11 protein-coding genes are annotated in these 11,995 nt (G+C 67.1%); 8 read left to right on the top strand and 3 right to left on the bottom strand.

Going from position 1 to position 11,995, the window contains the following annotated elements:
• The 4 genes from ACT3T9_RS17650 to ACT3T9_RS17635 form a co-directional block, all read left to right on the top strand.
• A partial coding sequence (locus tag ACT3T9_RS17650) for a hypothetical protein (protein WP_444607190.1) occupies positions 1–316 on the top strand: 316 nt, incomplete at its 5' end.
• 206 nt (positions 317–522) lie between these two features.
• Positions 523–951 carry a hypothetical protein gene (locus ACT3T9_RS17645; RefSeq protein WP_443353240.1) on the top strand — a complete coding sequence of 143 codons (429 nt, stop codon included), beginning with the start codon at positions 523–525 and terminating at the stop codon, positions 949–951.
• Positions 952–1,210: 259 nt separating this feature from the next.
• Positions 1,211–2,120, top strand: a protein-coding gene (locus ACT3T9_RS17640) for an IS5 family transposase (protein ID WP_444607189.1) whose coding sequence is annotated in 2 segments (ribosomal slippage) — positions 1,211–1,585 and positions 1,587–2,120 — 909 coding nt in all. Because the reading frame shifts where the segments join, the coding sequence is not laid out codon by codon here.
• 39 nt (positions 2,121–2,159) lie between these two features.
• Positions 2,160–3,322, top strand: a protein-coding gene (locus ACT3T9_RS17635; protein WP_444607188.1) for an IS3 family transposase whose coding sequence is annotated in 2 segments (ribosomal slippage) — positions 2,160–2,444 and positions 2,447–3,322 — 1,161 coding nt in all. Because the reading frame shifts where the segments join, the coding sequence is not laid out codon by codon here.
• Positions 3,323–3,704: 382 nt separating this feature from the next.
• Here the strand turns inward: ACT3T9_RS17635 and ACT3T9_RS17630 are convergent.
• The gene (locus ACT3T9_RS17630; RefSeq protein ID WP_444607191.1) at positions 3,705–3,914 is read right to left on the bottom strand and encodes a ParB family protein; all 210 of its coding nucleotides are present in this window, start codon (positions 3,912–3,914) and stop codon (positions 3,705–3,707) included.
• 715 nt (positions 3,915–4,629) lie between these two features.
• On the opposite strand from ACT3T9_RS17630, the gene ACT3T9_RS17625 reads away from it, so the two are divergent.
• From ACT3T9_RS17625 to nrdH, 3 genes are all read left to right on the top strand, one after another.
• Positions 4,630–5,208, top strand: coding sequence for a hypothetical protein (locus ACT3T9_RS17625; RefSeq protein WP_444607187.1), 579 nt, complete (start codon positions 4,630–4,632; stop codon positions 5,206–5,208).
• 2 nt (positions 5,209–5,210) lie between these two features.
• The gene (locus tag ACT3T9_RS17620; RefSeq protein ID WP_444607186.1) at positions 5,211–6,317 is read left to right on the top strand and encodes a C40 family peptidase; all 1,107 of its coding nucleotides are present in this window, start codon (positions 5,211–5,213) and stop codon (positions 6,315–6,317) included.
• Positions 6,318–6,391: 74 nt separating this feature from the next.
• Positions 6,392–6,685 carry a glutaredoxin-like protein NrdH gene (gene nrdH, locus ACT3T9_RS17615; protein ID WP_444607185.1) on the top strand — a complete coding sequence of 98 codons (294 nt, stop codon included), beginning with the start codon at positions 6,392–6,394 and terminating at the stop codon, positions 6,683–6,685.
• Positions 6,686–6,754: 69 nt separating this feature from the next.
• Here the strand turns inward: nrdH and ACT3T9_RS17610 are convergent, their stop codons facing one another.
• A complete protein-coding gene (locus ACT3T9_RS17610; RefSeq protein WP_444607184.1) occupies positions 6,755–6,970 on the bottom strand; it encodes a hypothetical protein in 216 nt (71 codons plus the stop codon).
• A gap of 268 nt (positions 6,971–7,238) precedes the next feature.
• The gene (locus tag ACT3T9_RS17605; RefSeq protein WP_444607183.1) at positions 7,239–7,760 is read right to left on the bottom strand and encodes a hypothetical protein; all 522 of its coding nucleotides are present in this window, start codon (positions 7,758–7,760) and stop codon (positions 7,239–7,241) included.
• 192 nt (positions 7,761–7,952) lie between these two features.
• On the opposite strand from ACT3T9_RS17605, the gene mobF reads away from it, so the two are divergent.
• Positions 7,953–11,939 (top strand): MobF family relaxase, encoded by a 3,987-nt coding sequence (gene mobF / locus ACT3T9_RS17600; RefSeq protein ID WP_444607182.1) that lies wholly within the window; start codon positions 7,953–7,955, stop codon positions 11,937–11,939.
• Positions 11,940–11,995 lie beyond the last annotated feature (56 nt).

Here is an 11,995-nt window from a genome sequence, read left to right as displayed (position 1 = left end):
AGGGGGTTTGCTAATGGAGAGAGGGTTGCCGCCCATGCTTGTCATGTGGGATTATATTCTCTTCGTAGAATGGTGCGACCCGGAAGAAGGGCAAGAGGAAGTTGATCCGCTGTTACAATTGTCCCCGGAGGTTGCGGGCGGCTTGCGCGAGTGGGCGGACGCAATGAATCAGGCGTATGCCGATGAGACCCGTGTCACGAATCCGGATCCAGTGATCGCAGACAAGCTCGATCGCCAATTCGACACCCTTGTGCAAAGAATTCGCGAGGAAGGTTTTGATGTGACGCAAGGTGAAAAGTGGTGGCGTGAAAGATGAGTCGTCCGCAATTATCACGGTGGGCGAGAGATGGTCGCGACTGAGCTATTAAGCAAGCGAGGCCGAGGCCGTCGGGTTCGCGACGGATTGCCCCGGCGGGGGCGCAATGGGAGGGGCTGGCTGACGAGCCGACCCCTCCCATTTCTGCGGTAATGTGCTCACAATCGCGCCCCTCAGATAGTTGGGAGCGAGTTCAGCGTCAGCTGGTGGTCGACCTGTCAGACCTGGACGACGCGCAGCAGGTGCGACTGCGGGAGGGAGTCGAGGATCTGCTTCGACAGGTCGTCTCCGGGGATGATGCCGACGAGGTGGTGGCGGGCTGGACTGCGGACGCGCTTGAGGAGGCGTTCGCCCGACTGGAGCGCGACGGGGCTCACGTGCAGGCGACAGCCATCCGGGAGGCGTTGAAGAACAACGGCTACATCACTCGCAGGCGCGTCTACAAGATCGGTCGCTACCACGAGGATCGGACGCTGCGGGGCTTCTCGAGGCCGGTCAACCGGATCGTGACGGAGATGAAGACGGACGGCGTGATTCCGGACAGTGCGGCCGACCTGCTGACTTCTAGCTTTCAGAACGGAGTCGTCGCCGATGGGTTCAGCGTTGACGCCCGCCTCGGCACGCTGCTCAACTAGGCACTGGGGGGGCTAGCCACGGCAACCGTGCAGCGGTCCCGCTACCGGTCCTCCCAACGGGGCTGGGTCAGTGGGTGCTAGATGATCGTCGACAGCTGAAGGTAAGGCTCGCCGTCGACTGAAGCTGCCTCGACCTTCGCTCGAAGTGCGTCCGGAAGCTCGATGCGCCCCTCCAGGATTAGGGCTATGTCCTGCCCGTCGACCAGCACTAGGGCGTGTCTCCTATATGTGAGGCGGTTTCGCCTGAGAGCCTGGAAGTATGGCTACCGCGACGACTCGACATCAGGTTCTGTCCGACGAGCAGTGGGAGCGGATCGAGCCGCTGTTGCCGTCAAACGAGGGCCGCAAAGGGCATCCGTTCCGCGACAACCGGAAGATCGTCGAGGGCATTATCTACAGGTCCCGCACCGGGATCCCGTGGCGCGATCTGCCGCGTGACCAGTTCGGTCCCTGGCAGACGGTGTGGAAGCGCCATTACCTCTACGCTCGACTCGGAGTCTGGGACGGGGTCCACGCCGCGTTGATGGCGCAGGCCGACGCGGCAGGAGACATCGACTGGACGGTCTCGGCGGACTCGACGATCAACCGTGCTCATCAGCATGGGACCAACACCACTCGTCCTGATCAGCCCACAGGGGGCGGGAGCGAACCACAAGAATCTGGGCGCTGAGGAACCCGACGGGCACGCGGTCGGCAGGTCACGCGGCGGTCTGGGCAGCAAGGTCCATGCTGCGGTCGACGGCAATGGGATGCCGCTGGCGATCGTTCTGACCGGCGGTCAACGCCACGACGGGGCGATGCTCGTTGAGGTGCTCGACGACATTCGAGTCCCTCGCCTTGGGTCCGGCCGACCCCGGTCCCGGCCTGCCGCGGTGGTCGCCGACAAGGCCTACTCCTCGGGTAAGACTCGCCGGATGCTTGCGGCTCGGGGCATCAAGGCGGTGATCCCGCAGAAGTCCGACGAGATCGCTGCCCGCAAGAGGAAGGGCGCTCGCGGCGGGCGTCCACCCGGGCTCGATCAGACCGCATACGCCGGCCGCAACGTCGTCGAGCGGCAGTTCGGCCTGGCCAAACAGTGGCGCGGGATCGCTACCCGCTACGACAAACACGCCATCACCTACCGAGCCAGCGTGGTCCTCGGGACTGCCGCACTGATAGGTGACATCTGATCTGGCTTGCCCACTGGGCGGCCTGGAAGGATGTGCACCATGCCCGCTCCATATCCCCAGGAGTTCCGCGACGACGTCGTGCGAGTGGCCCGGTCCCGTGAGGACGGCGTCACCATCGCGCAGATCGCGAAGGACTTCGGCGTCCACGAGATGACACTCCATAAATGGATGCGCCAAGCCGACGTCGAAGCCGGCGTCCGCCACGGCACCACCCGCGAGGACGCCGCCGAGACGCGAGACCTCAAACGTCGCGTGCGCCTGCTCGAGCAGGAGAACGAGGTCCTGCGCCGCGCCGCCGCCTACCTCTCCCAGGCGAATCTGCCGGGAAAAGGTTCTACCCGCTCGTGAGCGAGCTCGCCGCTGAGAACATTCCCGTCGCGGTGTCCCTGCGGGTCCTGAAGCTCTCCCGCCAGCCCTACTACCGCTGGCTCAAACACCAGGTCACCGACGCCGAACTGGTCGAGGCTTACCGAGCCAACGCACTGCTGGACGCCCACCGCGACGACCCCGAGTACGGCTACCGGTTCCTGCTCGGCGAGGCCGCAGAAGCGGGTGAAGTGATGTCCGAGCGGACAGCGTGGCGGATCTGCCGAGACAACCAGTGGTGGTCCGTCTTCGGCAAGAAGCGGGCCAAGAATGGGAAGCGTCCGGGACCGCCGGTCCACGACGACCTCGTGAAGCGGGACTTCTCCGCCGATGACGTCAACGAGCTGTGGCTGACCGACATCACCGAGCACTGGACCGACGAGGGCAAGCTCTACCTCTGCGCCATCAAGGACGTGTTCTCCGGCCGGATCGTCGGCTACTCGATCAGCGACCGGATGAAGGCTCGCCTCGCGGTGAACGCCCTGGACAACGCGATATCCCGACGCCGTGACGCCGCCGGCTGCATCCTGCATTCGGATAGAGGATCTCAGTTCCGGTCACGGAAATTCGTCCACGCCCTGAACCGTCATCACCTCATCGGCTCGATGGGCCAAGTCGGTGCTGCCGGAGACAACGCCGCCATGGAGTCCTTCTTCGCGCTGCTCCAGAAGAACGTCCTGGACCGTAAGCGTTGGCGGACCCGAGAGGAGCTGCGGATCGCGATCATTACCTGGATCGAGAGGACCTATCATCGCCGTCGCCGTCAGGCCCGCCTGGGCCGATTGACCCCCATCGAATACGAGACCATCATGAACCCGGTCGCGCTCGCGGCCTGACACCCCAACTGTCACCTATCAGTGCGGCAGTCCCCTTCGGCAACGCGGCCCATGTGGAGGCCAGCTGATTCGTGGGACCAGTGATTGCTCGTGCCACGTCGCTGGCTGCGAGCCAGCAGCTTTGGGAGGAGTAGGGGTTCTCCGGGTCGTTGCGCCAGATGACCAACACCTGCTCACGGGTCCAGCGATTGGCTGCGGCGATGCGCCATGCCTCCGTGCCGTTCTCGAGCACAAGACGGGCGACGACGGGGATATCCCCCATTGGCCGCGCCCCCGGGGTCGAAACTGCCGGCACGGCGTTGGCAACGGCGAGCATGGGTGGGTGTCTGTCATCACTGGTCACGATGGACATGGTCGCCCTAGGGGCTGACACCGGAATCTGTCACTCCCCCAGTGGGCGGCCGCACGGGATGCTGCCGGCTTCAAGGTCGGGGAACGGCTTGCCGCCGTTGTACTTCTGCTCTCGGCGCTCCACCTCGGCCATCACGGCTTTGTGGATGAAGTCGGACCGGCTGCGGTCTCCCTCTTCCCGGTCAGTGTGCCGAAAAGCTCCGCGCATCCGGGCGGTGTCCTCTTGCGGCTGGTAGAACATCAACTTGGGCGGGTACTTCTTGCCACTCGAGGCAGTAGCCGGCGCCGGCGACCGAGGAACTTCGGCGGGCGCCGTCGTCGCCGGCCTCGACGGGGTCCAGTTGGCGAAGGAATTCTAGCGAGCGGTCACTTGAGCGCTCCTTCCATGATGGTCTCGAGATGCTGAGCGAAGAAGTGCTTTGCGAACTGACATCCGCGGTCCGAATGCAGGATGCAGCCAGCGGCGTCGCTACGCCGATATAGCGCGATGTCCAGGGCGTTCACCGGGAGGCGCTCTCTCATCCGGCACTCCCATGTCCTGTGTCCTCCAGACAGCGGCCCTCCACCGCAGAGGCACGAGATCCACCCGATCATGTGTCGAGTTGATCTGCAGTCACACCGAGATGGTGTGGGCTCACTCCAGCCGTTCGGCTCGCGCTCGAGCCACTCTTCATCCATGAGGCCATGGTGCCCCGATAGTCCAACGTTCTGAGTTCAGGTCGAGGAGTTGGCAAAGAGCTGCCGCGGGCCGCTTCGCGCCCCTTGCCCTCGGGATCCAGTGATGCGTTGGCAGCCGTCCCCGATAGGACCAGCCAGCAGCCGGCCCCAGTCTCAAACCAGCGGCCGCGGGGCAGTGGTCCTGTTCCAAGGTCGAAGGTATAGGCAGTAGTTCCGTATCTCCGTGATGCAGTAAGTCAGTACCTCAGTTTTCTGATCGACCCCCGAGCGGTGGTGTCGTGATCCTCGCGCTTGTCCGAGGCATGCGATCAATGCGAGTAGTTCCCATAGCCGCCGCAGCGCTCTTAATGGTGGGGTGCAGCGGCCCGGCCGAGGAGCCGGAGCCGCCGACGACGACGACGACGACGACCAGCGAAGCCCCAGTGGCCGCGACGAGCGAGCCCGAGGACCCGGATGCATCTCCTATCGAGTGGGACGTGGCTCCCAGCGAGGAGGCACCCGGTGTGCCTGGCGATGAGGGGCCTCCCGATGCGGAGGAGGGCGACGCCGAGGAGGCCGCTACAGCCGCCCACGACGCCGTGGTGGCCTACTTCTCGACCGATGACCCCGAGCAGTGGTGGTCGAACTTCTCGAAGCACCTCACACCCGCGGCGCAAGAAGTGTGGAAGTACACCGATCCGCGCCGAGTTCCGGCCGGTGCTCCCGAGGGCAGTGCGGAGTACGGCTTGGTCAGTGCGACCGATGCGGAGATCACCATTCCGACGACGATCGGTGACTTCCAGTTGGTGATGGTCCGCTCCGATCCGGCCGACCAGTGGAAGGTCTCTTACCTGGAGCCACCGGAGGAGGTGGCCTGAGGATGAAGATGAAGGTGATTGCCGCGACGTTGGTCCTTGGTTGCGCGGCGCCGGTGGCTCTAGTCGCCGGGGCCGGTGTCGTCAGCCTCGGCATGTTCGCGGGCAGCGGCGGCAGCAACGAGGCGATCTGTGCCGGTAGCTCTCTGTCGGTCAGCATCGACGGGGAGTTTCCCGCAGGGGTCGGCGATTTCACCTCGCAGGCGATGGAGCAGGCCGCGGTCATCATGAAGGTTGGGGAGGCCGAAGGAATCCCCGCCAGCGGGCAGCTCGTCGCGTTGATGACTGCGATGCAGGAATCCCGGCTGGGTGATCATCCGAGCACGTTTTCACCGGATATAAACGGTGACGCAGGAGTATTCCAGCAGCGGCAGCTCCCGGGCTGGTATGGCTCGCTGGAGGAAGTCAGCAATACCTCTTACGCCGCAAAGGTGTTCTACAAGGGAAAGACTCTCGCCGAGGAGATCAAGGGCGGCGCAGGGCCGAAGGGGTATCACATTCCCGGTCTAGTGAATGTGGATGGTTGGGAGTCTCTGGCACCGACCGTCGCCGCGCAGCGCGTCCAGCGCAGTGCTCACCCTCAGGCCTACGCCAAGCATGAGCCGGAGGCGCGGGAGATCATGTCGGCGCTGTCCGGTGTGGACGTGTCGATCGACCCGAGCGAGCCCGGTTCCGCGGTGTGCGGAGACGGCGGCTTCACCGCGACCGGAGACATTGGCGCGGTGCTGGAGCAGGCGCAAACCACGCTGGGTCAGCGCTACGTGTTCGGTGGCGGTGGCTGGGACGGTCCCACCCGCGGCGGGCAGGACTGCTCCGGCCTGACGACCTACTCATACGCGACCGCGGGAGTCAGGCTCCCGAGGACGGCCCGCGCTCAGTGGGCAGCACTGCGCTCCCACGCGGTCTCTCCCAGCGAGGCTCAGCCCGGCGACCTGATCTTCGAGGCATGGGGCCGACTCGGGTCCGAGGTATCCCATGTGGGGATCTATCTCGGAGACGGAAAGATGATCGAGGCGAGCCGCAGCGCGGCCGTGACCAAGATCAGCGATGCTCGCCTCAGTGGTCCTCAGTTCGTGGGCATCGCGCGCGTACCTGATGGGTTCACGGAGTGATCTCCGATGACCTCAGCGCAGCGAGCCCCGCCCCGCGGCCGACACCGCCCACCCCGACGAACGAGGAGGACCCTATGAACGTCACCGTCTACACCAAGCCTCAGTGCGTGCAATGCGACGCCACCAAGCGCGCTCTGACGAGCAGCCGCATTAAGTACGAGACCGTGGACCTCACCCAGGACCCCAAAGCCCGGGCGGCTGTCCAGGCTCTCGGGTATTTGCAGGCTCCTGTCGTCGTCACGAGTGAGGATCACTGGAGCGGGTTTCGGCCGGACAAGATCAAGGCGCTGGCACCCGGTCGCAGCTCCGTCCGCGGCGGGCAGAGCGGGTTAGATCCGGCAGCACCGCGCGGGCGCATCGCCCTATGACCACCCCACGCCGCACGACGTGACCCCCGCCCTCGGAGCTCGAGGACGGGGGTCACTGCCGTACGGCTTCTAAACCATCGTCGCGACAACGGCAGCGATTACAACCAAGGGGGTGCCGAGCAGCGAGCCGCCTACTGCTACCCCGAAGGACTTCAGCAGGCGGCGGCGGCGGGCGAAGAGCAGCATGAGGAACGCCGCTACGAGGACCAGCAGAGCGAGACCCCCCAAGGTCGCGCCGAACACGATCAGCCCGGTCTCGCTGAATCCCTCGACTTCACTGTCCATGACCGTCCCTCTCCGCAGTGTCGTGGCCCCATCGTCTCAGCACACCCCATACCGTGCACCTTCCGTCCGACTCCTCAGCTCCTCGCCGTTCGTCCAGACCACGCTCCAGCGCGGGGCCGGCTGGATGCCTCAGCGCTTTCCTGCTCACCCGCGTGCCGTCTCGGATCGCGAGATCGCTGATGTGGGTCCGGCGGCGTCTCCAGCAGCTCCAGAAGGTCACCTTGCCGCGGATCGATCCGTTCATCGGCGGGGCTGGGGAGATCGGTACTCATGCCATCTCCTGGTCGTAGAACGTCCACGTGCGGATCTCGTTGGTCCTGTCGTCGTCCAGCATCAGCAGCGCCTCCAAGCAGTCGTTGCAGTAGCCCACGTACCACTCCCGAGGCCCGTCCTGGAACCTGCCCTTCACGATGTACATGAAGTGCTGCCACTCCTTCTTGGGAGGACAAGATCGCTGGTTCAGTATCGCGCGAACACCGTCCGGGGTATCTGGCTCCGGTGCATTCAGTGACCCGCGCCAGGCGTCGAGCAGGTAGGTCATCGCCGCTGATTCGTCGACGTCGAGCCAGCGCCGCATCAGCGGGTAGTCCAGCGCGGCCGGGCGGGGTGTGACCACCGCCGAATCCATGTCCTCCCACATCACCTCCGAAAGAAACGGGACCTCATCTGCGCGACCCCGCTGAACGGCAGACCGGCCTGCTCCAAGAAGCGTCACCCAATCCACCTCGTACGGTCGTCCTTCCAGTGCGATCGTCCGGTCACGATCCAGGTACTTCCTCGTCCCGCTCATCACTCTTCCTCTCGTCGTCCTGCCAACGACAAGCCGCCTCACCACGACGGCCCCCGCTCAGCCGCTCCTCGCTCCTCCCCGCGGCCCGCCGCAGCTCGCGAAGCCGCCGATCCCGCACGCTCACCTCTGGATCTCTCACCAACAACTGCTATGCACGCAAGCACTACGTGGTTGATGCGCTACTATGGCCCCATGCGCGGAGGGGTCCAGGTGTGGCGACGTGGCGTTGACGGCCAGGGGATCCGTCACGCCACTGCGTACGCCCTCCAGGGCGGCTGTGACGCCGCGGAGGTCGAGCGGCAGGTCTCGGCCGGTGCCGAATCTGCCGCCGCCTACGGCCCCGAGGACGTGCCGACCGTGGCCCGGTACACCGCCCGGACCGACGGCATCCAGCGCGATCGACTCGACGCCGAGCAGCTGCGGGCGTGGATCGACGGCGTGGACCCCGAGACTGGCGAGCAGCGCGGCCGCACGATGACTTCCCCGGACGCGCACCTGCTCTACGACGCGACGATCAACGCGCCGAAGTCGTACTCGCTCGCGGCGGTGCTGCACCCCGAACTGCGCGAGGAGTTCGACGCACTGATGGACCGGGTGACCGACGAGACCGTCACCGCCTGGAGCGAGGAGCTGACCACCCGCCGAGGCGCGGGAGGGAAGCAGCGGATCGGGCTCGCACAGGTCGAAGTCGTGTCCCTAGACCACGAACGCTCCCGGTCGCTTGACCCCCACGCGCACCGCCACCTCTGGCTCAACGCCAAGGTGCAGGGCGCGGACGGAAAGTGGTCCAACGTGGACTCACAGCAGGTGTTTCGGCACCAGGTCCTCGTCAACGCCCGCGGAGAGTTGGCCGCGCAGACCGATGCCCGCTGGAAGGCGGCTCTGGCCGCTCACGGGTACACGCTCAACAACGATGGAGAGATCGCGGAGCTGTCTCACCTCGTGGAACCGATGAGCAAGCGCGCGGCCCAGATCGGGCGGAACAAAGCCCGGTTCGAGCGCGAGTGGAGGGCCGCGAATCCGGGCGGGGAGCCATCCCCGAGGCTCATCGAATCGTGGGACCGGCAGGCTTGGGCTCTGGACCGGGCGCAGAAGCCCGAGGATCTGGACGAGGACCAGTGGCGTGATCAGGTACGGCGCGAGCTGGCCGACGTGGACCCCGCCGTGCTGGTGACCCGACAGCCGGCCCCTGTACAGCCCCGCGAAGCGCACGAGGTGGACCGAGGTCAGCTGACCGCCTACGCGCTGGGATGGACCGATCAGCGGGCCGTCCGCTCACAGGGCCGGTTCTCTCGCGTGGATCTCCGCGCGGGGGCGACTATGGCCGTCGCCCAAGCGCAGCTGACAGTAGCTCCCGAGGAGCTGACCCGGATTATCGGTGAGGTCGAGACCCGGGCGCTGCTGGAGATCGAGTCCCTGGCCCCCGCTGAGATCCGCAGCCCGGACGATGTGAAGTCCCTCCGGCTGAACTCTGTGGGCCAAACTCGCGCCCGGATCACCGAGCGCGCGGCCGTGCGCGCCGCCGTTGGCGACCCGACGCCCGCGCCGGTCGAGGCGATCGCCGCGGCCGTCGCCGTGGTGGACACCGAGCGCGCAGACGCCGGAGAGGACCCGGTGAAGCTCGATGACCGCCAGATCGCCGCCGCCCAGGCCGTGGCAGGCAGCTCCCCGCTAGTGACGATCGAGGGACCGGCCGGGGCCGGGAAGACCACTATGCTCACCGTCGCTGAGCGGGCCATGGCCGCTGACGGACACCGGATGCTGACCGTCGCCCCTACGATGAAGGCCGCGCAGGTGGCGCAGGCCGAGATCGGCGCCGACGGCTCCAGCCTCCACGCGCTGCTGTATCAGCACGGGTTCCGGTGGCGCACCGAAGCCTCCGGACAGATGACGTGGCAGCGCCTCAGCTCCGGGGACACCGACACCGACGGCTCGATCTACTACGGCCCCAGCGCCTCAGCGCAGCTCACGGCCGGTGACGTGATCGTGTGCGATGAGGCCGGGATGGTGGACACGGACTCCATGGCAGCGCTGCTGACCGTGGCCGATGACTCCGGCGCACGGCTCGCCCTGGTCGGTGACCCCCACCAGGTCCGCCCGGTCGGTCACTCCGGCGCTATGGCCCTGGTCCAGGCCCAGGTGCCTGACGACGCGCGCCTGGACCTGCACTCGATCCACCGGTTCCGCCGCGCCGAGGACCCGCGCCAGGCCGATACCGCCTACGCCGAGATCTCCCGCGACCTCCGCCACGCAGCGACACCGGAGAAGGCACATGAGGTGGCCCTGTGGCTGCACGAGCACGGGCACGTGGACCGCCTCAGTGATAGCGCCGAACAGACCCAGCAGGCCGCAGCCGCCTGGCTCGCCGCTCACGGCGCGGGCGAGTCCATCGCCGTCATGGCGACCGATAACGAGACCGTGGACGCGATCAACACCGCGATCCAGGAAGCCCGGCTCGAGGCCGGACAGCTCGACACCACGGTCCGCGCGACCGGTCGCAACGGTGCGGAGCTGCACATCGGGGACGTGGTGACCACGCGCCGCAACCACCGCGGGGAGGACTTCACCGTCGCCAACCGCGAACTGTGGACGGTGCGCGAGGTTGCCCAGGACGGCACAGTGACCCTCTCCGGTGGGATCGACCAGCGCACCGAGAGGATTCCCGCGGAGTACGCGGCCGAGAGCGTGGCGCTGGGGTACGCGAGCACGGTCCACGGCGCACAGGGCATCACGGCCCGCCGCGCCGTCACGGTCATCTCGGAAGACACCAGCGCCGCCCAACTATACGTGGGCATGTCCCGCGGGAAGCTGGAGAACCGCGCCCTGGTGGCCGGGGCCGATGACACCGCCGTCCTAACCCAGCTCAGTGACGCGATGCTCCGGAATCGACACGACCTCACCGACGAGCAGCTGCGCCAGCTCGTCGCCAGCGACCTCGACCGCGCAGGCGTCCAGGGCGAGCCCCAGCAGGCACAGGGTCCCGAGGCGTGGCGGCAGCGGACCTACGGGGATCTGCCCGACCCGGGCGTGGTCCACGACCGGCTCACCCGCCGCCGTGATCGGCTCACTGTCGAGGTCCGCAGCGATGAGAACCGCCAGTACACCCTGGCCGAGAAGATCAGCGTGGAGCTGGAGCCCTCCGTGTCTGTCACCCGCCGCGACCAGGCCGATGCCCACACCATCCGCACCGCCGAGAAGCACCACGAGATCGCCCAGCGCCAGCTGGACGAGGTGGAGACACGGCTAGAGAAGTCCCGGAAGAAGCTGGGGCGCATCGACCACCACCTGTCCGGCATCGCAGAGGAGATCGAGACCCGGGCCGTGATGGACCCCGAGCAGGCCCGCACCGAGCAGCACGCCCGCGAGCACGCTGCAATCTATGAGCCCGCGAAGCCCACCGACTCGCTGCGTCGCCCCTTCGGTCTCGCCCCCAGCCTCGCCAAGGAACAGGGGCGCATCCGCAGCGAGCGCGACGAGGCCCGAACAACCACCGCCCGGGCGTCGGCCGAGCAGAACAGCGCCGGGGCGCACACGTCCGACATGCGCCGAGAGGCCGAGCAGGCAGCAGCAGCCGCCCGCAGCGCCCAGCAGCAGATGGACGCCGCCGCCGAGGAGGCAGCGCGAGAGCACACCGTCACTCTCCGCAGCGACCTGACGACCCTCCAGCAGGCCCGAGAAGGCGCAGCTTCCGCAGGGATGCTCCGCCGCCGAGGCGCACAGCGGGCCGCCGCCGAGGCCGAGGAGCGCTTCATCACCGCGCACGGCTCAGTACCCGAGGATGCCGCGGCCGAAACCTGGATGCAGGCGACCGCGGCTGCGGCCGCGCATCGCACGGTGAGCGCAGCCGGGTTTCCCGCCCGCGTCGAGGAGGCCACGGCCCAGGCCGCGCGCGCTCAGGCCGAGGTCGAGAAGGCAGACCGCGCAGAGGTGTCCCTGGCGAAGTCGATCCACACCGCCCGCCTAGACCTCAGCGACCTGGACGCGCAGGAGGTCGAGCTGCGCCAGGAGGCGACCGTACGCCGGGAGATGTCCGAGGACCCCGCCGCGAGGGAGGACCGCCAGCGCCAGGCCCGCGCCCGCCAGAGCGCCCCCACGGCCCCGCGAACGAGGACGGCGCAGCAGGAGCGGCGGAGCCTGGACGAGGACGCCCAGCAGCGTCCAGCTCGCCCGGCCCGCTAGCAGCCGGCCCCACAGAGAAAGGCCGGGGCAAATGCCCCGGCCTTTCTACGCGCCCG

Source organism: Brachybacterium sp. AOP29-B2-41, assembly GCF_052378395.1.
Lineage (GTDB): Bacteria > Actinomycetota > Actinomycetes > Actinomycetales > Dermabacteraceae > Brachybacterium.
This window is presented reverse-complemented; position numbering and strand designations above follow the sequence as displayed.

Bases quoted from the DNA above. Each gene is read 5' to 3' on its own strand.
- ACT3T9_RS17630 (WP_444607191.1), bottom strand. From the start codon at position 3,914: ATGTTCTACCAGCCGCAAGAGGACACCGCCCGGATGCGCGGAGCTTTT.
- ACT3T9_RS17620 (WP_444607186.1), top strand. From the start codon at position 5,211: ATGAAGATGAAGGTGATTGCCGCGACGTTGGTCCTTGGTTGCGCGGCG.
- nrdH (WP_444607185.1), top strand. From the start codon at position 6,392: ATGAACGTCACCGTCTACACCAAGCCTCAGTGCGTGCAATGCGACGCC.
- ACT3T9_RS17610 (WP_444607184.1), bottom strand. From the start codon at position 6,970: ATGGACAGTGAAGTCGAGGGATTCAGCGAGACCGGGCTGATCGTGTTC.
- ACT3T9_RS17605 (WP_444607183.1), bottom strand. From the start codon at position 7,760: ATGAGCGGGACGAGGAAGTACCTGGATCGTGACCGGACGATCGCACTG.
- mobF (WP_444607182.1), top strand. From the start codon at position 7,953: ATGCGCGGAGGGGTCCAGGTGTGGCGACGTGGCGTTGACGGCCAGGGG.